Source organism: Marinilabilia salmonicolor JCM 21150, assembly GCF_000259075.1.
GTDB classification, from domain to species: domain Bacteria; phylum Bacteroidota; class Bacteroidia; order Bacteroidales; family Marinilabiliaceae; genus Marinilabilia; species Marinilabilia salmonicolor.
This window is the reverse complement of the sequence record NZ_AJKI01000044.1, coordinates 126,152-148,316: the sequence shown is the minus strand read 5'-3', so window position 1 is coordinate 148,316 and position 22,165 is coordinate 126,152. Positions and strand designations below refer to the sequence as shown.

At 42.0% G+C, this 22,165-nt stretch carries 16 protein-coding genes; 4 read left to right on the top strand and 12 right to left on the bottom strand.

Features of this window, described 5'->3' with window-relative positions:
• Positions 1-500 precede the first annotated feature (500 nt).
• Positions 501-1,964, top strand: a complete 1,464-nt coding sequence (locus W7W_RS0118635) for a S41 family peptidase (RefSeq protein WP_025007096.1) — start codon at positions 501-503, stop codon at positions 1,962-1,964.
• Positions 1,965-2,004: 40 nt separating this feature from the next.
• Here W7W_RS0118635 and W7W_RS0118630 read toward each other — a convergent pair whose 3' ends face one another.
• A complete protein-coding gene (locus W7W_RS0118630; RefSeq protein ID WP_010665169.1) occupies positions 2,005-2,757 on the bottom strand; it encodes an ABC transporter ATP-binding protein in 753 nt (250 codons plus the stop codon).
• Positions 2,754-3,494: an MlaE family ABC transporter permease gene (locus tag W7W_RS0118625; RefSeq protein WP_010665168.1), complete on the bottom strand. Its 741-nt coding sequence runs from the start codon at positions 3,492-3,494 to the stop codon at positions 2,754-2,756. The genes W7W_RS0118630 and W7W_RS0118625 overlap by 4 nt, the downstream gene beginning before the upstream one ends.
• 122 nt (positions 3,495-3,616) lie before the next feature.
• On the opposite strand from W7W_RS0118625, the gene W7W_RS0118620 reads away from it, so the two are divergent.
• Complete coding sequence (locus W7W_RS0118620) at positions 3,617-4,690, top strand: mannose-1-phosphate guanylyltransferase (RefSeq protein WP_010665167.1); 1,074 nt, start codon at positions 3,617-3,619, stop codon at positions 4,688-4,690.
• 77 nt (positions 4,691-4,767) lie between these two features.
• Here W7W_RS0118620 and porN read toward each other — a convergent pair whose 3' ends face one another.
• The 7 genes from porN to topA all read right to left on the bottom strand — a co-directional run bounded on the left by porN (position 4,768) and on the right by topA (position 14,599).
• Complete coding sequence (porN, locus tag W7W_RS0118615; RefSeq protein ID WP_029510670.1) at positions 4,768-5,670, bottom strand: type IX secretion system ring subunit PorN/GldN; 903 nt, start codon at positions 5,668-5,670, stop codon at positions 4,768-4,770.
• Positions 5,671-5,697: 27 nt separating this feature from the next.
• Entirely contained in the window at positions 5,698-7,251 is a 1,554-nt protein-coding gene (porM, locus tag W7W_RS0118610) for a type IX secretion system motor protein PorM/GldM (RefSeq protein ID WP_081485204.1), read from the bottom strand.
• A gap of 36 nt (positions 7,252-7,287) precedes the next feature.
• The gene (porL, locus tag W7W_RS0118605; RefSeq protein WP_010665164.1) at positions 7,288-8,265 is read right to left on the bottom strand and encodes a type IX secretion system motor protein PorL/GldL; all 978 of its coding nucleotides are present in this window, start codon (positions 8,263-8,265) and stop codon (positions 7,288-7,290) included.
• A gap of 31 nt (positions 8,266-8,296) precedes the next feature.
• Positions 8,297-9,625: a gliding motility-associated lipoprotein gene (locus W7W_RS0118600; protein ID WP_010665163.1), complete on the bottom strand. Its 1,329-nt coding sequence runs from the start codon at positions 9,623-9,625 to the stop codon at positions 8,297-8,299.
• Positions 9,626-9,658: 33 nt separating this feature from the next.
• On the bottom strand, positions 9,659-10,726 hold the full coding sequence (locus tag W7W_RS0118595) for a PorP/SprF family type IX secretion system membrane protein (RefSeq protein ID WP_010665162.1): 1,068 nt from the start codon (positions 10,724-10,726) through the stop codon (positions 9,659-9,661).
• 215 nt (positions 10,727-10,941) lie between these two features.
• The gene (locus tag W7W_RS0118590; RefSeq protein WP_010665161.1) at positions 10,942-12,111 is read right to left on the bottom strand and encodes an arginase family protein; all 1,170 of its coding nucleotides are present in this window, start codon (positions 12,109-12,111) and stop codon (positions 10,942-10,944) included.
• A 52-nt stretch (positions 12,112-12,163) separates the two neighbouring features.
• A complete protein-coding gene (gene topA, locus W7W_RS0118585) occupies positions 12,164-14,599 on the bottom strand; it encodes a type I DNA topoisomerase (protein ID WP_010665160.1) in 2,436 nt (811 codons plus the stop codon).
• 788 nt (positions 14,600-15,387) lie between these two features.
• On the opposite strand from topA, the gene W7W_RS0118580 reads away from it, so the two are divergent.
• Entirely contained in the window at positions 15,388-17,739 is a 2,352-nt protein-coding gene (locus W7W_RS0118580; RefSeq protein ID WP_010665159.1) for a transglycosylase domain-containing protein, read from the top strand.
• Here W7W_RS0118580 and radA read toward each other — a convergent pair.
• The 3 genes from radA to panC all read right to left on the bottom strand — a co-directional run bounded on the left by radA (position 17,736) and on the right by panC (position 20,638).
• Entirely contained in the window at positions 17,736-19,106 is a 1,371-nt protein-coding gene (gene radA / locus W7W_RS0118575) for a DNA repair protein RadA (RefSeq protein ID WP_010665158.1), read from the bottom strand. The genes W7W_RS0118580 and radA overlap by 4 nt on opposite strands.
• A 93-nt stretch (positions 19,107-19,199) precedes the next feature.
• Positions 19,200-19,550 carry an aspartate 1-decarboxylase gene (gene panD / locus W7W_RS0118570; RefSeq protein WP_010665157.1) on the bottom strand — a complete coding sequence of 117 codons (351 nt, stop codon included), beginning with the start codon at positions 19,548-19,550 and terminating at the stop codon, positions 19,200-19,202.
• A gap of 197 nt (positions 19,551-19,747) precedes the next feature.
• Positions 19,748-20,638, bottom strand: a complete 891-nt coding sequence (panC, locus tag W7W_RS0118560; RefSeq protein WP_234408878.1) for a pantoate--beta-alanine ligase — start codon at positions 20,636-20,638, stop codon at positions 19,748-19,750.
• Positions 20,639-21,345: 707 nt separating this feature from the next.
• Between panC and W7W_RS0118550 the strand changes: the two genes are divergently transcribed.
• On the top strand, positions 21,346-22,146 hold the full coding sequence (locus W7W_RS0118550) for a glycogen/starch synthase (RefSeq protein ID WP_010665155.1): 801 nt from the start codon (positions 21,346-21,348) through the stop codon (positions 22,144-22,146).
• Positions 22,147-22,165 lie beyond the last annotated feature (19 nt).

Genomic DNA, 22,165 nt, shown 5'->3' with positions numbered 1-22,165 from the left:
TTTTCAAAGTATTTGTGTGAAAAAATGTCAATCCATTGAGGGTCAAATATAGAAGTCTCAAATTCTATGTCAGAAAAGTAAAAGTAAGAGTTTTTGGGGAGAGTGTCAAGGGAAGAAGAAGGGTTGAGGGTTGAGGATTGAGGGTTGAGCTCGTCAGCTCGTCAGCTCATCAGCTCATCAGCTCCGAACATCAAAGAAAGAGAGAACCGTCATTTATCTTCGCCCGGAGAAGCTAAAAAAGCATTCCCAAATCATTTAAAAGAAGAGAAACGTTATCAAATTAATGAATGCCAATGTCAAAAAACACACAAATAAGCATTCTCCAAAAAAGTTTTCTCAAAATAAAACACTAAATTTGAGTTTAAATCAAAACAAACAGCGTCAGGTCTAAGGAAAATACTATCACTCTTTTTGCAAATAATTATGACCTCAAAGCATGTGTTTAACAACAACTTAACCTGATACAAAAAATCCTAATTTAAACCAGTAAAATGAACCCCATGAAAAAAATGAAACACCCTATCTATTTGTTGCTCATCTCAATTCTCTCAATAGCCTTTCTAACCTATTGCTCTGATGATGAAAATAACACTGTTGTCCCTAAAACCGAATTGAACCCCAACGAAGAAGAGGAAGAGAACGAGAGTTCAATTGACGGGGACGTATTGATGATCAACAACTTCATAAAAGAAAATATGGAGATCTACTATTTCTGGAATGAAGAGTTGCCTGACATCGATCAGGAAAAAGAAGAAGATTCAGAAGAGTATTTTTACAAGCTATTAAAGGATCCCGAAGACAGATGGTCCTTTATTACCGATGATTACCCGGCACTGGTAAAGTATTTCTCCGGAATTGAAAAAAGCACCGGTTACTCATTACAACTTATGTATCTGAATTCTACCTCAAACCAGGTGATTGCGGTTATAGAATATGTTCATCCGGACACTCCTGCAGAAGAAGCAGGTCTGAAAAGAGGAGATATCATTATAAAAATTGACGGGCAGTTAATTAATGATGAGAATTACTCAGATCTTCTGGCCCGGACATCTTTTGAAATTACTTTAGGCGAAATAGTTGGTGGCAACACGTCAGATCTGGAACCAACAATCCCCATACAAGCGATGGAAATAAACCTGAATCCTATTGTAAAAACCAACATCATAGATACGCTTGGACACAAAATAGGCTATTTGGCTTATACCTCCTTTGTTTTTGATTACAATGACGATCTTGAAGCGGTAATCCAGGAATTCAAACAAGCAGGCGTAACTGATATGGTGCTGGATCTACGTTACAATGGTGGCGGCTCTGTGGCTACGGCCGAACTCCTGGGAAGCATGTTGGTCCCTACCGGAAATGCAGGTAACGTCTTTATTGAAACCGTTTATAATACTGTTGTCACCAACAGCTTAAATCAAGACCCTGATCTTCCGGATGATTTCTTTTTACGCAAATTCACGGAGCACGAGTCCAATCTCAATCTTGACAAATTGTATGTATTCACAACTGAATCAACGGCTTCTGCCAGTGAGATGATTATCTATGGTTTGGAACCTTATATGGATGTCGTGCAAATCGGAACGCAAACTCACGGAAAATATTACGGTTCGATTACCCTTTATGATGAAGAAGAAAAGCACGACTGGGCAATCCAGCCTATCGTTCTGCGTTCCATCAATGCAGAGGACAATATTGACTACACACAAGGGCTAATCCCGGAGGTTGTTCTGAACGACTATTTCTATAACTATCCCGGAGATCTGGGAGATCCGGAAGAGTTGTTTATGGCTAAAGTTATATCAGTAATTACTGGAGAACCCTTTATTTACGATCAAAGCGATGAACAATCAATTGCAAAATCAGCCTCCAGACAGTTCAAAAAAGCACCAGGCCTGAGGGAAAAGCTTTATCCATTAAGAAACAGGATGTGGGTTGACTTTCCGGAAGCAATGAAACCCTGAAAAAACAGTTCTGAATAAATTCCTAAGGGTCGGATGTTTATTAACTTCCGGCCCTTAATTGTTTAAGAAACTTTGATGCAAAAATAAAATCATTCAACCGCTCGTTGTCTGATTTTAAAATCTCTCCATTGGTTCCTTCCCAGCATTTTTCACCATTGGCAATAAATACCACCTTTTCACCAATCCCCATTACAGAATTCATATCGTGCGTATTGACAATGGTGGTCATATTGTACTCTTTGGTTATCTCCTGAATCAACTCATCAATAACAATCGAGGTCCTCGGATCCAGCCCCGAGTTGGGCTCATCACAGAAAAGATATTTTGGATTAAGAGCAATAGCCCGTGCTATAGCCACACGTTTTTGCATCCCACCACTGATTTCGGCAGGATAAAGATGATTGGCATTTTCAAGATGAACTCTTTCAAGGCAGAAATTGGCTCTGTCGATCCGATCGCTCATGTTCATATCGGAGAACATATCCAACGGAAACCTCACATTCTCTTCCACCGTTTTTGAGTCAAAAAGCGCACTCCCCTGAAACAACATACCCATCTCCTTTCTCAAATCTTTACGCTCCTTCCCGTGCATTTTTGTAAAGCTTCTGCTGTCATAAATCACTTCCCCCTGATCCACTTCGTGAAGTCCCACAATAGTTTTAAGCAAAACGGTTTTCCCGGACCCACTCTGACCAATAATCAGATTGGTCTTTCCGGCCTCGAAAACGCTTGACACATCTTTCAACACATCATTCTCGTCAAAAGACTTATATATACTTTTTATTTCTATCATGCCAATAATAGTTGAGTGAGAATCAAATTAAACAAAAGGATCTGAATACTACTAACAACAACAGCCTTCGTACTGGAGCGTCCAACCTCCAGAGATCCTCCGGAAGTGTAGTAACCCCAATATCCTGAGATCGTAGCTATCAGAAATCCGAAAACAACTGATTTTATAAGGGAATAAACCACATAAAACGGGATAAAGGCATATTGAATCCCATAGATGTATTCAGGAGAGGGCACCACACCTGTGGAAGCTCCGGCCACCCAGCCACCACCAATACCAATCCCCATGCTTATCATTACCAAAAATGGATTAATAAAAATCATGGCAACCACCTTAGGAAGAACCAGGTATCCTGCAGAATTGATCCCCATCACATCCAAGGCATCAATCTGCTCCGTCACACGCATTGTGCCAATTTCTGAAGCAATGTGCGACCCCACTTTCCCAGCAAGGATCAAGGAGACAATGGTAGAAGAAAACTCCAGCAATATGGTATCCCGCGCAGCCACCCCGACAGTATATTTGGGAATAATTGGCAGCTCAATATTATAAGCTGTTTGCAATGTGATGACTGCTCCTATAAAAAAGGAGATGATGACAACTATGCCAAGAGAGCCTACCCCGAGGTCATCAATTTCATCAATTATTTGTTTAAAAAATATACGGTGTTTCACCGGTCGTCCGAATACTCTCTTTAGAAAAAGAAAATACCTGCCTGTTTGGTATAAAAAAGCCATGGTTGAAAATTTTCTTAAAAATAGTAACTAATTTAGTGGAATGAAAAAAAGAAAACTCATTGATTAACTAAACAGAACCATTATCAATTGACTTACAATTGTTAACATCAAAGAAGTAAAAAATGAAAACCAACACTTTTTGTGTCATCATGGCAGGGGGAATCGGAAGTCGCTTCTGGCCCCTGAGCAAAACTGAAACACCAAAACAATTCCTCGACATTCTGGGGACAGGAAAAAGTCTCCTGAGACAAACATTTGAACGGTTCGCTCCCATCTGTCCGGCTGAAAATATCATTGTAGTTACCAGTGGGGATTATGGCAAGATGGTATTAGAACAACTTCCGGAATTAAAACCCGACCAGGTGCTTACAGAACCATTCAGAAGAAATACGGCACCCTGCATCGCTTTTGCCAATAAATGGATTGAGGAAAGAAATCCGGACGCCAACATTGTGGTAACCCCTGCCGACCATTTGATCATCAATGAAAGCGAATTTCACAAAGCCATCAATCAAGGGCTGGATTTCGTTGATACTAATGACGCCCTGCTGACTCTGGGTATAAAACCGCATCGCCCCGAAACGGGTTATGGATATATCCAGACCGGGAAGAACGAAGCCAACAATGAAGCCATCAAGAAAGTAAAGACTTTTACTGAAAAGCCCAACGCCGAACTGGCAAAGGTTTTCTTTGAAAGTGGTGAGTTTTTCTGGAATTCAGGCATTTTCCTCTGGTCTCTTAAAGCCATCAACCACTCCTTTGAGAGTCACCTGAAAGAAGTTAAACAGCTTTTTGATCCTCTGAAGACAAAACCCGCTATTGAAGAAAAAGAGATTACCGACATCTATGCAGAATGCAAGAATATTTCCATTGATTACGGTATCATGGAAAAAGCCGATAATGTATATGTGGAAACGGTAAATTTTGGTTGGTCTGATTTAGGAACCTGGTCCTCACTCTATGAATATTCCGCTCAGGATAAGGAAGGCAATGCTGTCATAAACGGAAAAACTCTTTTGTACGATACTGAAGGCTCCATCGTAAATGTACCGGAAGACAAAATTGCTGTTGTTCAGGGTTTATCGAATTATATTGTGGTGGACTCAGGCGATGCTCTATTGATATGTCCTAAAGAAAATGAACAGCAAATCAGACAATTCACAAACGATATCAAAACAGAGTTTGGAAGAGAATAATTTTTTCATCTCGAATTACAGAGCACAAAAAAACCCGGAATTAAATAATCCGGGTTTTTTTTGATGAAAATATCTTATTAAAACTTCCACAGATCGTGTTCCCACTGGAATATTTCATTTTCAATACGCTTAGACTCAAGGACAGCTTCTTTTCCTACGGTATAAGACTCAATGGTTCTGTTGTCAAACACGTTGGCTTCCTGAACCACATAACTTCCGAAGTAACGTTTAATAAAGATATCGTCAAAACTTCTTCGCTGAGCATCGTTCATTGGATTAAACACCTCGTATTGCGCAAAGAGATCCCTTATTTCAGGAAAATAAACCCAGAATGCTTTGTTTTTAACCACACCTCCTGCTGCACCTGCGGCTTCCCCCAGATCTTCATTCACAGACTCACGAATAGGGCAAAGTCCAAGAATTCGTACATCAAGACGTGAGTAGTTACGGTCAAAGTACCAGATTTCTTTTACCATTATCTGCTTCACTTCATAGGTTTTAGCACCCTCTACAACCGTTTGCTCCGCCATAGTACCATCCTCCTGTTCAATCATAACAGTGCGGGTACCGGCGCCCAGGTTCTTCAGAATATCGTCTTCACTTTCCAGCGGAACTTTAAATTCATCTTCTGAAAAAGCAGAGAACGCGGTGATATCACCAAGCACACCATCTCCAACTTCACCAACAACTCCTTTAAGCATAAGATCAATCAAACTGTAACGATCGTCCATAGGAGTAGTAGGATAATAGAGCGGCAAATTCATCTTTTCGCGTAAATCAATAATTCGCCAGATTTTTTTTGCCCACAAAATATCAGCTTCCCTGATACTGGGATATGGAACAGGTTTTCTGTTTACCACATGTTGTTTTTCAAACAACCCGTCAATCGGAAGATTATCATCATTCCGTTGAGCTGAAAGATTCAGAGAACCAAATCCAAAAGCTCCAATCAAAAACATTATAAGAAGCTGTTTTCTCATCGTAAGATATTTTTTCTTTTCAAATCCTTATTGAATTGTAAAACTAAGTGATCCAAGGTCACGTGTAGAACCGTCGGGCCCTTTGGCCTGTATGTTGTTGAACAGAACAACACCTCCAACTCCTACACCCCGAATCAAGTCTTTTTGTTCAGTGGTAATCACGCCACTTTCACTGTCCACGAACTGAAGATATCCGTCTCTGATTGTGGATATTCTGAAATTGATAACATTAAACTTAAGGTCAAAATCAAAGTTATCCATTTTAGCAATAACGGCACGTTGTGCCAACAACAGGTTCTTTCCAATACCTCCGCCACGCATTCCGGCAACTGTAGCCACCGGGTCAGGCACCCGCTTAATTCGAAATGGTTGGCTGCCCAGATTCTGAGTTTGCCCGTTAAGTGTGGTACTCACACTCACTATCGCTTGTTTACCTGATGAATTGGCATTCGGAGAAACAGAGTATTCATTTCCACGAATTTTTCTCATCCTGGCGTTGGTAATTCTCACATTCAAGTTCTCACTGGGTACGCCGGGAACAGAAACCTCTACGGGATTCTCAACACCAATATAAAATACATTCATTTTAGTTGGTGAAATTACCACACCTGGTTGTGATACCAGATAAGACCCAGCAACGTCGCGTCGCGTATAGGTTCCATCGGGTCCCATTACCGCAATCTCGCCGCTCCATTCCTTTTCTCCAGTGGAATTAGCCGGAATCCTTAAAACTCCACGCCCATTATTAATGGGTAACTCTTCACCATTCACAGTAACAATCGGAGGCTGCGTAGTATCTCTTGCAGCAAGCATGATTTCCGCATAATATTCATCACCGCGAATCACATATTCCGATCGGGGTATAACGATGGCCTCAACGCTGTTAAATTTGAAAGAGCCCTCATCAATTTTGCCATATAGATACCTAATCATATCAGACTCCATATTCCTGACTTCACTTTGAAGCTGACTCATAAGAGCCATAACAGCAGACATTGGTAAATGCTCGAATTTTTCACTTTCCCAACTGCGACCTTCGCCTTCCGATCTTGGTGGATCTTTAGGAGTCAGCGTTCTTTCAAGAGCATTAAGAAGGGCTGTATCCGCGGGGTCAACCATTTCACTCAAAACGTCACGATAGTGAATCAGATGTTCTTTCAACTCTTTACTTCTGGCCCCGCCCCTCTCGGTAATCATTAATTGCGCCGCAATATCCTGATTGTCCAAAGAAGTATAATGCGTTGGGGTAGCCTCAGGACCATCAGCTGTCTGAACAATTAACGTTTTCAAGTCCTGTATATGTTTAAACAAACTGTCAGCTTCTGTCTTAACTTCGAGGGCATTATGATACTGGTCACTAACTTTCTTCTCGTTAGTGGCATATGCGCTTTCAAAATCAGAATATAACAGGCTGTTTTTATTCTCCATCGTTTCGATGGTTTTTCTGATACTGCTATCTACCAGTTGAAAAGCCTGAAGAAGTTCTCCTGAAACATTGAGAGCCAACATAGCCGTCAGGAAAAGATACATCATTCCGATCATCTTTTGTCTCGGCGTTTCAGGACAGTTACCACCACTCATATCACAAAAAGGTCTTTAAGGTTATTACTTTCCTGATTAATTTTGTTTACTCCCCATGTTCATGGCGCTCAGCATATTGCCATAAATGGTATTGAGTTCAGAAATATTCTGATTCAACTTACCCAATTCTTCCTGATAAGTTTTAGCGTCCTCGACTGACTTCCTGAATTCCTGGTCAATACTTCCCAACTGGGTAGTTACGCTTTTAGAAGCTTCCATCTGTTCGGAAATACTTTTTAATTGCATTTCATAAACAGAATTAATAGCCGCCAGCTGTTTATTTGCTTCACTCAGTTGCTCTTTGTAGCTTTCTGAATTTGTTGCCAATTGACCGGCATTTTCATTCATCGATTTACTCAGAGTCTGATAAGAGCTAACCAACGCCTGGCCAGAGGTCTCAATATCTTTAACAAGGTTACCTCCTGCAGCAGCCATTCCATCTGCCAACTGTTGACCTCCGGCAGATATTTTTTGGGCTGTTTCACCATAACTCGAACTTAGTGATTCAAGTTCCTGCGCACTCTTAACCTGAGAGTTAGATAATTTAGAGACCGATTCAGAAGCCATCTTCATACTTTGCAGGTAACTTTCTGTGGCCAATGAAGCATCACTCAGATCAGCCAACTGACCAGTTGTTGCAGAAAGCTTTTTTATACCCTGACTCAATTTTTCTACAACATCGGGCTCGAGCGTACCGCTTTCGATAAGAGCAGCCAAATCGCTACCTCCTCCACCACCGGAGCCTCCTCTGTTTCTTCCGCGATCTTCGGGCTCAAGGCCTACAAGTTCGGGATAAACCAAACTCCAGTCGGGCATTTCATGAGGGGGCTCAAATGCTGAAAGAAAGAAGATAACAATTTCTGTTCCCATTCCAATCAGTAGCATCAGTCCGGCACCCGGATAATGCTGAATTTTGAACAAGGCTCCTGCAAGTACTAGTGCAGCACCCCATCCGTAAACTTTACCCATTACCTTTTTATAGGCAGGACTCTGTACAAATTCCGAAAGACCCATAACAAAATTTTTTCTTTTCCAATCCTAAAATTTAACCTCCGATAAAATCACGCACACACCGGAAACCGATATATGACTTTGCTGAATCCTGGTATTCATAGGTGCGAATACCATTCTGCAGATAATACCCGATATCTTTCCAGGATCCACCTCTGATAACTTTTCGCTTCATCACTTCAGGATCTTCGGGGCGGGCATTGTATTTATAGGTAGGACTCATGTCATGCATAAATCCGTATGACGACTCGTCGTATGCGCTGGAAGTCCATTCAGCGACGTTTCCGGCCATATCGAACAGTCCAAAATCATTGGGAGCAAAATTGGCTACAGACATGGTGTACATTCCCCCATCATCTCCATAGCGTCCTCTAAGCGGTTTAAAGTTGGCAAGGAAACATCCCTGGTTGTTACGGGTGTAATATCCTCCCCATGGATACTTGTTCTGATCAAGACCACCACGAGCGGCATACTCCCACTCAGCCTCACTGGGTAAACGATAGTTACTTACTACCGGCTCTCCCTTACTGATCAAATAATCGTTAAGAAGATTGGTTCTCCAGATCGCAAATGCGGTAGCCTGCTTCCAGGTAACTCCAACCACAGGATATTCATCAAATCCTGGGTGCCAGAAATACTTTTCAGTCAATGGCTCATTGAAAGAATAGGTGAAATCAGCAACCCAGACAAGTGTATCCGGATAAACCAAAACCTGATCGCTCATGATGAATGCAGAACGATCGGTGATTTCACGTTCGCGACCATCCTTGTCATATGCCATCCCTTCATACTCCTTGGTTTCATAGTTGTACCTGTTGGTCTTCTTTGCTGCCTGCTGAAGATCTACCCATTGGTAGTCATATACCAATTTTCTGGTATCAACCTCTTTTCGACGGAAAAACCGTTCGTTTTCAGGCAGAAACATCTCCTCCAGAATGGCAGCATACTCTTCATTACGCCAATCGATAGGTTCATCCCAGTTCAGGAATGGAGGATCGATGGGATTACCAAATTCGTCCTCTGCAATAATGAATTCTTCGAATTGCTCACCTAACAATCGACGAGCCAATGAATCGCGAACCCAATAAACAAATTGACGATACTCGGAGTTGGTAATCTCGGTTTCGTCCATCCAGAACGACGGAACTGACATGGTCCGTTTCTGGGAACTCATAGTATAAGCGAGGTCTTCGTCTGCCGGGCCCATATTGAAGCTGCCTTGCGGTATAAAAAGCATACCATAAGGATCAGGCTCATAAAAAGCCGCTTTTCTGGATACTCCGACCAACTCTCCGCCGCCGGACTGACCACATCCGCTTAAAACTGTGACTACGATGACACTCAGGGCAAGTACTTTCTTCATAGTATTTCGGATAATCTATTTTGTTCTAATTTTCTACAAAAATCTGACACTCTTATATCTCTTTTTCTTCTTATTAATATTCAAATCGAAAGAATAACCTATCATTATTTCATGTGAACCACTACTGCTGTTTGAAAGTTTTGATATGGTTATATCGTAACTATATCCGGCTCTTATTCCATTCTTCAGGTTCAGACCGGCTAGCAAAACCACTGCATCCTGATATCTATACGTCAGTCCGGCCCAATACTTTTCCCGAAAGTGCAAATTCACATTCAAATCTGCCTGCCAGCTTCCACCACCTTGTCGGAAAAAAATGGAAGGTTCCAAATCAAAATTTCGTTCTTCCAGATTTATCAGGTATCCTCCTGTTAAAAACAGGGATCGATGCACATATACGTAAAACTCATCCTGAAAGTTTGGTTCAGGAGCAAATAAATGCTGAATACCTGCACCAGCATACCAATTGGGCCCCTGATAAAAAGCTCCTAATCCAAAATCCGGAGTGAACCCACTAATTTTTTCTGTTGGGATCTGCGGATCATTAGGATCATGATAATCACTCTCTGGAATCACCACTCCGGAACCATCAAAACTCTGACTAAGAATTCCCGTTGAAATTCCAATTCCTAACTCTCCTTCACCGAGTAGATATCTTCGTGCGAATGACAATCTTATCATTAGGTTGTTAAAAAAACCGATGTCATCATTCATCACTTCCAACCCAACACCAAACTTTTTACCAAATAAATTCAAAGCTGCATCAGCACCTGCTACCGTTGTAACCGGAGCCCCTTCCAATCCCGTCCATTGATTACGGTTCATCAAAACAACATTCATCTTCCCACTGTTCCCGGCATATCCCGGGTTGGTGTTCAAATGGTTAAACATGTTTTGACTAAACATGGGGTCAAATTGGGCGTAAAGTCCGGAGGAAATGCAAAATAAAAGAAAAAAAACAAAACTCCTACTTTTTATTTTGTTAAAAATAGGTGACACTGTTTTCTTACCACCTCCCCGCAAAACCCCTATTTGCTTATTTGACAGGCCCTTGTCTCCATCAAAAGAACGTATATTATCTACGCAAAAAGCTAAGTCCATATACTATATTTGGCCGGTAAAGGTTTCGTTTTTCATTAAGAAACTAAAATAATTCTTCTATTTAGTGCTTGCCCGAAAAGTACAATTTCTGCGTTACGCCCTTTCTGAAAACAGTTATTTACGAAAGTAAACGCCTTGGTTTTCAGAAAGACCAAGCCTTGAACTTGAACTTTTCGAATCAAGCACTCGGAAAATCCATAGTTTTCTTGTTGGCACTATTTATTTCCATTCTTTGAATTCTTCATAAAGAAATGCCACCACAAGGCAGGTAATTCTTTAGCTACAGCTTCCTTATAATCTTTTTCGGCACATGGGATCAACCGCTCATTCTCGCCGTGGGGCACCATCAGCCACCATCTGCCATTGGCCGGATTATGATAAAATTTAAGGGAAGCATCAAACTCTTCCAGGTAAACCGCTTTTAATTCATAATCCTGAAATGACCTTGCAGGGAAGTCACCACAACGAGCTCCTCGTCCTTCTAAAAAATGCCAACACATCTGTGCCGCCAAAGGACCATACTCCTTGCCTTCAGAATTCCCTGAAGGTAAGTTAAAAAGCCCGACAATTTTTAAAACATCAGAAGCTCCGGCATACCATAAAATTCTGCAAGCATCAAGTTCTGAAAAACCGTTTGGCATATTATTCCCTTCAGGCAGCACCGGCATCCCTTTAATGGCCGAAAAATCGAAGCTCAAAATGTCCGACTGCCTCAAAAAAACCTCTACAGTTTCAATGTTCTCATCCCTGAGATCTTTTAATCGTGCCAACCGAAAATAATGCTCGTCAAGTACCCGTTCCTGCTCGCCAGTGCAATAATAACTTTGGCATCCCAACAAGCTCACATCCTCTATATTTTCAGGGCCATAATCAGCAATCAGCTTATTCAGGAAGGTTCTTTCTGAAAAATCGTCGTTAGCCGGCAACACGTCAATAAACGAATCGATCACTGTAAGGCTGAATTTTCTGACTGTTTTTGGGAAAACCCCGCAAACAGGAACCGTCAAATCCTGCGAACCTCCGAGGACTAAAACCACAACATCCCGCTGCTCAAGATATTCAATCACTTCATTAAGAGCAACATAACGATCATTAAGACTGTTACCTTTAACATTGCCTAAATCAGCAATTACTTCTCCGGAAGAAATTTTTCTCATCCCGTACAGCCATCGGCGCATAATGACCGGAGCTTCAGCTGAAACTGCCCGTTGGCAATTTCTGGTTTCGGGAACACCCAGTATGGCTATGTCAAATTTCTTATCCAAAAACCATTGAGGCGTTCCATCAAAAAAAAATATGTGATTCCCCAGTGTTTCCTCATCAGCAATACCTTGATAAGAAACCCGGTTCAATTTAACAGGCTCTATGTAATTACTGATTTCCACCAGACAATTTATTTTTTATTTATTATTCATCCTAATGGACTTAGCGACTATTCTACTTAGTTTTTTTTGTCGCTTTCGAAGCTGAAGGACTCTTCTTCTTCCCGGCCGCAGCGCTTTTGGTTGCTTTCTTTGTGCCGGGAGTTTTTGTGCCTTTCCCTTTCTTCGTTTTTTTGGTTTTATCTCCCTCTGCAATGAGTTTCAGACAATCATCATAACTCAAAGCGGCAGCCTCAGTGTCCTTAGGGATCTTATAGTTTTTCTTTTTGTAACTGATATAAGGTCCCCATCTACCGTTAAGCACCTGCACGTCCTTATCTTCTTCAAACGATTTAATATGCTTTTTATTGTCTCGTTCCCTTTTCTCTTCAATAAGTTCGATGGCACGTTCCAAATCAATGGTCATCGGATCATCCACCCCCTTCTTCAAAGAGGCAAATTTTCCGTCGTGTCGGACATACGGACCAAAACGGCCAACACCAACTACTACTTTCTTATCTTCATATATTCCCAGGTCGCGTGGGAGATCAAATAACTTAAGTGCCTCCTCCAATGTTATTGTTTCAAGATGCTGCTCACGCGTAAGGGGTGCATATCGTGGTTTCTCCTCATCATCGGAACTTCCCAACTGGGCCATAGGTCCAAACCGGCCAATGCGAACACTGATGGGTTTACCTGATTTAGGGTCAGTCCCTAACACTCGCTCTCCGGTTGTCCGATCGGATTTTTCCAGTGTTTCTTCCACCTGCTGATGAAAAGGTTTGTAAAACTCATCGATGGCCTTCTGCCACCCAAGATTTCCCAAGGCAATTTCATCAAACTCCTGCTCCACTCTGGCTGTGAAATCATAGCTAACGACATTCGGGAAATAGCTGACAAGAAAGTCGTTAACCACCATTGCAATATCGGTGGGAAAAAGCTTATTTCTTTCTGCATTGGCCATCTCCGATCTTTCCTCATGCTTCACCGCTCCAGCTTCAAGCCAAAGAAATTGGTAAGCGCGTGGCGTACCTGGACGATCTTCCTTCACCACATACCCCCTTTGCTGTATGGTACTGATGGTTGGTGCATAGGTGGAAGGACGTCCAATTCCAAGTTCTTCCAGCTTACGTACCAAACTTGCTTCGGAATACCTTGGTGGTTTCTGAGAGAACCTTTGACGCGACTCCAGTTTTTTCAAGGATAGCTCATCGTTCTCTTTCATGGCCGGCAGGAATGTGGCAGACTCTTCGTCGTCTTCCTGATCAGACGATTCAATATACACCTTCAGAAAACCATCAAACTTCACAACCTCTCCGGTGGCGATAAACTGGTGTTTCTCAGCACCAACGTTTATATTAACCGTAGTCTTCTCGATAAGAGCATCACTCATCTGAGAAGCCATTGTGCGTTTATAAATTAAATCATATAGTTTTTGTTCCTGAGCAGGTCCGCTAACCGATGGATTGTCAGGATAAGTTGGCCTGATGGCTTCGTGTGCCTCCTGTGCTCCTTTCGATTTTGTGCGGTATTGCCGAACCTTCACATACTTATCTCCGAATTCGGAAGTTATGGCAGATGCAACGGCACTAACAGCCGATTTGGCAAGATTCACCGAATCTGTTCTCATATAAGTAATCTTACCTGCCTCATAAAGTTTTTGAGCCACTGACATGGTTTGTCCCACGCTAAATCCGAGCTTTCGGGCAGCCTCCTGTTGCAATGTAGAGGTAGTAAACGGGGCAGCGGGAGTCTTTGTTGACGGCTTTTTTACAACAGAATTCACCTTGAAATCAGCTCCTGCACAACTATTCAAAAAAGCTTTTGCCTCTTCCAGTGTCTTAAACCGATGATTCAGTTCAGCCTTAAAATCACTCTTCTTTCCATTTTCATCGATGGTGAAAATGGCGGACACACGGAATGCTGATTCCGCTTTGAAATCGAATATTTCTCTTTCACGTTCAACCAAAAGTCTGACCGCAACCGACTGAACTCTGCCTGCGGACAAGGATGGTTTCACTTTTTTCCACAGGACCGGTGAAAGCTCAAAACCCACCAGCCTGTCCAGAACCCTGCGGGCCTGTTGTGCATTAACCAGGTTATCATCGATAGCTCTGGGAGATTCAATGGCCGAAAGAATTGCATCTTTTGTGATTTCATGAAAAACAATTCTTCGCGTTTTTTTCTGAGACAATTCCAGCACTTCACTAAGGTGCCATGCGATTGCCTCTCCCTCGCGGTCTTCATCGGAAGCAAGCCAGACTGTTTCAGCTCCTTTAGCCAGCGACTTTAATTCACGAACCACTTCCTTTTTATCTTCGGAAACGATGTACTGAGGTTGATAATTATGTTTTAGATCAATACCAAAATCTTTCTTTGCCAAATCACGTATGTGACCAAAACTGGATTTCACCATGAAACCCTTTCCTAAAAATTTTTCTATCGTCTTGGCCTTTGCAGGCGACTCTACAATAACCAGATTCTCTTCTGTTGTCTTCTCTTTTTTCGCCATCTTCGATTATTTGGTTCTAATGCGACGCATTATAATAAAACTTGGGGCCAAATTTATAAAATATTGTTAACAGCAATCAAGCGACTACCTGCTGCTTCACAACACAAAACAACTCAATTCTCTGTCCCACAATGCATTTACACACATACAAATATTTTTTCAAGGTTTAATTATTCCGTTTCACCTCCGGTATAAAGAAACGAAATTCCCACAACTAATTTTTGCCCTATTTTATTACTTCTGCGTTTAGCCTTTTAGCCGTAGTTCACTATGGCTGTTAAGCTCACCTTAAAAAAAGGGAAATATCACCATAAACTATGGTTCATAAAATTAAGGATCACAACACCAGTAGTAGATTTATAAAAATAGTATATTAATTTTTTGGTGTCCGGTAAAAGATTTCAGATCGCTTCACTACATTCGAAATGACAAGCACCTAAGGGAGGTTTGGTGGAGGATGGGGTTGGTTTTCGGTTTAGCCAAAAACCACCCCCATCATCCGAATATTGATCCAGTAAAAACGTGTTCATTGCGAGGAAACCGAGGCAATCTAAAGAGGTAAAACCAAATTTCTCCGAACAACAGTAATTTTTTAAAAATTTTCTTTTATGATATTTATGCTTAAAAAATATCATGTTCGTTTCATCACAAAAAGACACAGGATCGTCGTTGGCTAAAATATTCTGATTCCGTCTTTTTTCGTACTTTTACACCCAATGCAAAACGGAACAGGTTTTGTAAGTATTCAGAAATTGAACTAATTACTTCAGCAATAAATAAAACAACAGATGGAACAAGGTCGCTTAAAAAAAATATTACGCTGGTTATACGGTCTTTTCATTGGAGCCGTAGTTGTTGTTGTTTTACTTTTTTTCATGATCTCCAAAGGCGCGTTGGGTTTTATGCCCAGTTTTGAAGAACTGGAAAACCCCAAAAGCAACCTGGCTACTATTCTCTATTCGGCAGATCAGGAAGTGTTGGGAAAATTCTTTCATGAAAACAGAACCAATATAGACTACAACGAGCTGAATACCAATGTCATAAATGCATTGATTTCAACTGAGGACATCCGATTTTATAAACATTCAGGAATAGACTCCCGCGGACTGGCAAGGGTGCTTTTTCGAACGATTCTAATGGGAGAGAAAAGTTCCGGGGGAGGTAGTACCATTACACAACAGCTGGCCAAACTTCTGTTTCATGATCCTGCCAGAAATCTTTGGCAAAGAAGTCTTCAGAAACTCAAAGAATGGGTTATAGCAGTAAAACTCGAACGAAGTTATACCAAGCAGGAAATCCTGACCATGTACCTCAACAAAGCCCCGTTCATATATGGAGCCTACGGTATTGAATCCGCCGCACATACTTTTTTCAGCAAGCCCATGGACTCCATTCGTGTGGAAGAAGCAGCAACCCTTATTGGGATGCTTCAAAACCCCTCACTCTATAATCCGTTGAGGAGACCTGACATCACGCAAAACAGAAGAAACATTGTGCTTTCGCAAATGCAAAAAGCCAATCACATCAGTCCCGAAGAGTTTGACAGTCTCAAAACATTGCCATTAAACATCCGTTTTCAGCGTGATGATCACATTCATGGCCTGGCTCCTTATTTCAGGGAACATCTGAGATTAAAGCTATCTGCTGAGAAGCCGGAGCGGGAAAACTATGCCTCATGGCAGGAACAACAATTTATAGAAGACAGTATTGCCTGGTTGGAAGATCCTCTTTTTGGATGGACCAATAAAAACCTGAAAGCTGACGGAACCAAATACAACATCTACAGCGACGGACTTAAAATCTACACAACCATCGACAGCCGCCTTCAGACTTATGCCGAAAATGCCGTAAAACAGCATATTGGAGAAGAAATTCAACCTCTGTTTTTTAAAGAAAAAGAAGGCCGGTCAAGGGCACCTTTCACCCGAAAGATTACACAGGAGCAGTATGAGAGCATCATCGATCGCGCCATGAGAAACTCGGATCGTTACCGGAACCTCAAAAATGCAGGTTTTAGCACAGATTCGATCCGACAAGCCTTTGAAGAACCCGTGGAGATGGAGGTTTTCAGCTGGCAGGGAAATATTGACACAATTATGTCTCCTTTGGACTCCATACATTACTATAAGTCATTTCTCCGAGCCAGTCTACTCTCCATGGATCCGCAATCAGGGCACGTTAAAGCCTACATCGGAGGCCCCAACTACCAGCATTTTAAATACGATATGGTGTCGCAGGGTAAACGTCAGGTGGGATCCACCATTAAACCATTTGTTTATACCCTGGCTATGCAGGAGGGACTAACCCCCTGCGACATGGCCCCCAACATCCCGCAAACTTTCAACCTTATCACAGGACAAACCTGGACACCGAGAAACTCAGGGTCGAGCCGTGCAGGTGAAATGGTTTCACTTAAATGGGGGCTGGCCAATTCCAACAACAATATTACCGCCTGGATACTGAAACAGTTCAACCCTCAGGCAGTGGTAAACATTATTCATGACCTGGGTATCCAAAGCCCCATGGATCCGGTCCCATCGATTGTTTTAGGTGTCCCCGAATTTGGTCTGGATGAAATGGTGTCGGGATATTGCACCTACGCCAATAAAGGCGTAACAGTGAACCCCCTGATGGTGACCCGGATAGAAGACCGGTATGGAAATGTGGTGGCCAATTTTGCACCACGTAAAGAAGAAGTCCTGAGCGAAGAAACTGCCTTCCTGATGATCAATTTACTGGAAGGAGTTGTTAACCAGGGAACCGGAATAAGACTTCGGTTCAGATATCAGTTTGATGCCCAGATCGGAGGAAAAACAGGTACCACCCAAAATCACTCCGACGGTTGGTTCATGGGGATTACCCCCAACCTGGTAACCGGCATTTGGGTAGGAGGTGAAGACCGGGACATTCACTTCGACAACATCGGCATGGGACAGGGAGCAAACACCGCATTACCTATATGGGCCCTTTACATGAAGGAGGTTTACGAAGATGAGGAAATACCCATAACACAGGAGGATCGATTCGAGGAGCCGGTCAATTTCAACATCAACCTGGAATGCTCGGACGAAAACATCACCGCTGATGAAGAGGTCCTGGAAGGTGGAGACTCTATTCTATCAGAAGATGAGTTTTTCTAAGCAAAAAGAAACCTGAAGGCCTCCTCTATTTTGGAGGCCTGCACCACCTTAATGCCATAAGCTTCCGGATTAAAACCTCTGTTGTACCGGGGCACCACAATTGACTTAAAGCCAAGTTTTTCAGCCTCACTCACCCGTTGCTCGATCCTGGTTACAGGCCTTATTTCTCCTGACAGGCCAACCTCTCCCGTCAGGCAAACTCCACGCGGAACAGTCAGATCTGTATTGGAAGACAAAACAGAAGTAACCACCGCAAGATCAATTGCAGGGTCGCTCACCTTGAGGCCCCCGGCAATATTTAAAAAGACATCCTTTGCTGCGAGTTTAAACCCTGCCCGCTTCTCCAAAACGGCAAGCAACATATTCAACCGTCTGAGATCGAAACCCGTAGAAGAACGTTGCGGCGTTCCATAAGCGGCAGTACTTGCCAGTGCCTGTACCTCAATCATAAAAGGACGGATTCCTTCCATGGCAGCCGAGATGGCAATCCCGCTCATATCCTCCTCATGTTGAGCCAGCAGCATCTCCGAAGGATTACTCACCTCCCTGAGGCCGTCACTCTGCATTTCAAAAATCCCAATTTCTGATGTCGATCCAAACCGATTCTTCACAGAACGTAAAATCCGATACATATACTGTCGGTCGCCTTCAAACTGTAGAACCACATCCACAATGTGTTCCAGCACTTTTGGACCTGCAAGATTCCCCTCCTTATTGATATGTCCAATCAACAAAACAGGGATATTTTTTTCTTTAGCAACTTTTAGAATAGCCGCAGTACATTCCCTGATCTGGGATACACTTCCCGGAGCCGATTCAATTGCCTCGCGTTCCATAGTCTGGATACTATCAATGACGACAAAACCCGGATTTTCATTCTCAATGTGAACCAAAATCTGCTCCAGAGAAGTCTCTCCAACCAACATACAGTGATCACCGTTCAGGTCACTTAATCTGTCGGCACGAAGTTTGATCTGCTGGGGACTTTCTTCTCCCGAAACATATAGAATCTTCTGACTTGTAAGTTTCATCGCCATCTGCAGCACCAGGGTAGATTTCCCAATGCCGGGTTCTCCTCCAAGCAATACCAGGGACCCGGGCACAATCCCCCCTCCCAGAACCCTGTTAAGTTCAACAATGCCCGTATCGATGCGAGGAATATCACTTACCGTAACCGACGACACCGCCACCGGTTTTTGCTTGTCATTTCCCAAGGAGAGAGAGAGGCGTTTGTCTTTGGTTTTACCTGTAATAGAAATCTCTTCCACATAGGTATTCCATTCACCGCATGCATAGCATTTACCGACCCATTTGGGAGATTCGGCACCACAATTCTGACAAACAAAAACAGTTTTAGTTTTGGCCATTTTTCTTCATATTTTGAAACAAACTTAAAAATTTTCAGCCAATAAAAAACCCCGGTTTCCCGGGGTTCATATTCTACATAAAAGATTTCTCTGTCAAATCAGCTTATTGGTACCTGTGTCAGGAAAAATAAACACCGGTTTATAAGCCTTTGCCTCATCCAACGGCATGGAAGCATAAGTGATGATGATAACAATATCGCCAACAGCCACTTTTCTGGCAGCAGCACCATTCAGGCAAATCACACCCGAACCGGGTTCTCCCTTGATGACATAAGTCTCCAGGCGTTCCCCGTTGTTATTGTTAACCACCTGAACCTTTTCATTCTCAATAATGTTTGCAGCTTCCATCAGTTCTGAATCAATGGTTATGCTTCCCACATAATTAAGATTGGCTTCGGTAACCGTTACATTGTGCAGTTTAGATTTTACAACCTCAACGTTCATCTGAATTCAATTTACTTAACGGCCAGGTAGTCTCTTTTTTTTCTTTTAATAAAAACAACCCAGGCCCATTAATCAGAAAAATACCAATTTCTCTCTCAATCACAAAACCGGAAAACTTCTGACCTTTGTCAAAAGTAATCAATCATCCGGTAAGGTTTCCAGAACCCGTTCCTGAAAGAGCTGTCACAAGCTCTGTGTCACTTTCCCGGATTCTTATAAATTATATTGTCAATCAATCTGATTTTCCCTGCAAAAACAGCAATACACCCTACAATATAAGAGCTATCTTCCCATCTGTCAACCGGCTGCAATGTATTGCCGTCCACAACATCAAAATACTCAACTCCAAGGTTTTCATCCCCGTTAATACTGCCGATAACAAACGCTTTAATTTCAGCAATATTTTTAAAGGGGACAAAATTACAAGATTCCTTTAAAGTTTTGGCTATCAAAGGAGCACTTTTTCTGTGTTTTTTTGTTAAAAGCATATTTCTGCTACTCATTGCAAGTCCGTCAGCTTCACGCACAATAGGACATGCAACAATTTCAATGCCTGAATTTAACTGACGTTCCATTTCACGAACAATGGCCAGTTGTTGAAAATCCTTCTGCCCAAAAAATGCTTTATCCGGCTTCACCATTTCAAATAGACGGCTCACAACCTGTGCCACACCATTAAAATGCCCGGGACGATGCTCGCCTTCCATTACTTTATCCAACGCTCCGAAATCAAAAACTCTTTCGTCCGTTTCAGGATATACTTCTTCAACAGATGGAGCAAACAGAAGTTCACAGGCGGTATTTTTCAAAAGATTCATATCCTTATCCAAATCACGGGGATAACGCTCCAGGTCTCCGGGGTCATTAAACTGACTGGGGTTAACAAAAATGCTTACCACCACTTCATCACATTGCTTACCCGCAGCTTCCACCAAAGACAGGTGTCCCTGATGCAAAGCCCCCATGGTGGGAACAAAACCAATGGTTTTATTTTCGTTTCTTAACTGAATTATTTTTTCGTTCAGCTCTTGTTTAGTTTTTATCAGTTCCATATCAATAGAATATAAGCCCGGCAGCAGTTTTCTCATTGTAATACGTTGCATGAAAAGCACGGGGGCATCACTAATTCAGGTTTTCAAAAAAAGAGACAAAATAAATAATAATTCCCAACCTAACCTGCAATCTTCTTTAAATATTCTTTTATTGCCAACAGTTTCCCAAATATTCTTCCAAAAAGGATTTCATCTCTTAAACCCTTATACCGATTATGGTTTTGTAAAGTTTTGGTTTTCAAAAACCTATTTCCGAACAAAGAATTTATCAACATAATTGTTGCTGCGTCCGACAATCTGCATAACACAAACCACTTTTAAATTCAAACTTAATCTGATCTTCTGATATACACATGGCGGGTTAAAATTTAAGATTACGTCACCCTGTGGCCAATGAACAGGACTTTTCAGGGTTTAAACCTGGATTATTCATAACAAAAGCTCATGAGTCGAAGATCGACGAAGTCAATAAACCAGATAAAGATAAAAACCAAGTCATAGCTTAAGACTAAAATACCGCAATCTGTCATTAATCTCACTGACCATCAGAACCTAAGAAACAGCCACCACAATCGCTCCCGGTAAACAAACAAAAGTAAAGAGCTGACAACAACCCTCCCTCACAAAAACGTGCCTCCCTGAAAACCAGCGCAAAAGCAATTCATACCACACAAACAACTTTGGGGGGATAGCATATTTTTTGTACTTTTGTAAAATATTTATCTTAATATATCCTTGAAAAAATGGAAAATAACAAGGTCTTATTCATCTCACAGGAAATAACCCCTTATCTGCCCGAAAATTCAATGTCGGCACTTTGCAGGAATCTACCTCAGGGCATTCAGGAAAGAGGAAAACAAATCAGAACTTTCATGCCACGTTTTGGCAACATCAATGAGCGACGCAATCAACTCCATGAAGTGATACGTCTCTCAGGGATGAATCTGATTATCGATGACACCGATCACCCGCTGATAATCAAGGTAGCCTCTATCCAGGCAGCCCGTATGCAGGTGTATTTCATCGACAACGAAGATTATTTCTCGAGAAAAAATACCATCATTGACGATGATGGCAAGGAATTTGAAGATAACGATGAGCGCATCATCTTTTTTGCCCGCGGGGTTTTGGAAACCACCAAGAAGCTTAGATGGGCGCCGGATGTTGTGCATTGTCAGGGTTGGTTTACCGCACTGGCACCACTTTACATCAAAAAGACCATGAATGACGACCCATATTTTGCTGATTCAAAAATCGTCTATTCCGTTTTTGATGATGATTTCACCAATGACCTTAACCCAAACATTAAAGAAAAGGCAAAACTCGAAGGCATTTCGGATGATGATTTAAAAGTTCTGGATCCAGCCAACTTTGTAACCCTCACAAAGCTGGCAATAGACAATTCAGATGCCATTATTCAGGGATCGGAAAAGATCAACCCCGAAATTGAAAAATACATCAAAGAATCGGGCAAACCATTCCTTGAATATCAGCCCGAAGACAAATACATGGATGCCTACAATGAGTTTTACGACCAATTGTAGCGTTCGATAATTTTAAACG

Excerpts from the sequence above, each read along its gene's own strand:
- porM (WP_081485204.1), bottom strand. The coding sequence starts at position 7,251 with ATGAGTGGTGGTAACTGTCCTGAAACGCCGAGACAAAAGATGATCGGA.
- W7W_RS0118635 (WP_025007096.1), top strand. The coding sequence starts at position 501 with ATGAAAAAAATGAAACACCCTATCTATTTGTTGCTCATCTCAATTCTC.
- W7W_RS0118600 (WP_010665163.1), bottom strand. The coding sequence starts at position 9,625 with ATGAAGAAAGTACTTGCCCTGAGTGTCATCGTAGTCACAGTTTTAAGC.
- W7W_RS0118580 (WP_010665159.1), top strand. The coding sequence starts at position 15,388 with ATGGAACAAGGTCGCTTAAAAAAAATATTACGCTGGTTATACGGTCTT.
- W7W_RS0118550 (WP_010665155.1), top strand. The coding sequence starts at position 21,346 with ATGGAAAATAACAAGGTCTTATTCATCTCACAGGAAATAACCCCTTAT.
- radA (WP_010665158.1), bottom strand. The coding sequence starts at position 19,106 with ATGGCCAAAACTAAAACTGTTTTTGTTTGTCAGAATTGTGGTGCCGAA.
- topA (WP_010665160.1), bottom strand. The coding sequence starts at position 14,599 with ATGGCGAAAAAAGAGAAGACAACAGAAGAGAATCTGGTTATTGTAGAG.
- W7W_RS0118625 (WP_010665168.1), bottom strand. The coding sequence starts at position 3,494 with ATGGCTTTTTTATACCAAACAGGCAGGTATTTTCTTTTTCTAAAGAGA.
- panD (WP_010665157.1), bottom strand. The coding sequence starts at position 19,550 with ATGAACGTTGAGGTTGTAAAATCTAAACTGCACAATGTAACGGTTACC.
- porL (WP_010665164.1), bottom strand. The coding sequence starts at position 8,265 with ATGGGTCTTTCGGAATTTGTACAGAGTCCTGCCTATAAAAAGGTAATG.
- W7W_RS0118595 (WP_010665162.1), bottom strand. The coding sequence starts at position 10,726 with ATGGACTTAGCTTTTTGCGTAGATAATATACGTTCTTTTGATGGAGAC.
- panC (WP_234408878.1), bottom strand. The coding sequence starts at position 20,638 with ATGAGAAAACTGCTGCCGGGCTTATATTCTATTGATATGGAACTGATA.
- porN (WP_029510670.1), bottom strand. The coding sequence starts at position 5,670 with ATGAGAAAACAGCTTCTTATAATGTTTTTGATTGGAGCTTTTGGATTT.
- W7W_RS0118630 (WP_010665169.1), bottom strand. The coding sequence starts at position 2,757 with ATGATAGAAATAAAAAGTATATATAAGTCTTTTGACGAGAATGATGTG.
- W7W_RS0118620 (WP_010665167.1), top strand. The coding sequence starts at position 3,617 with ATGAAAACCAACACTTTTTGTGTCATCATGGCAGGGGGAATCGGAAGT.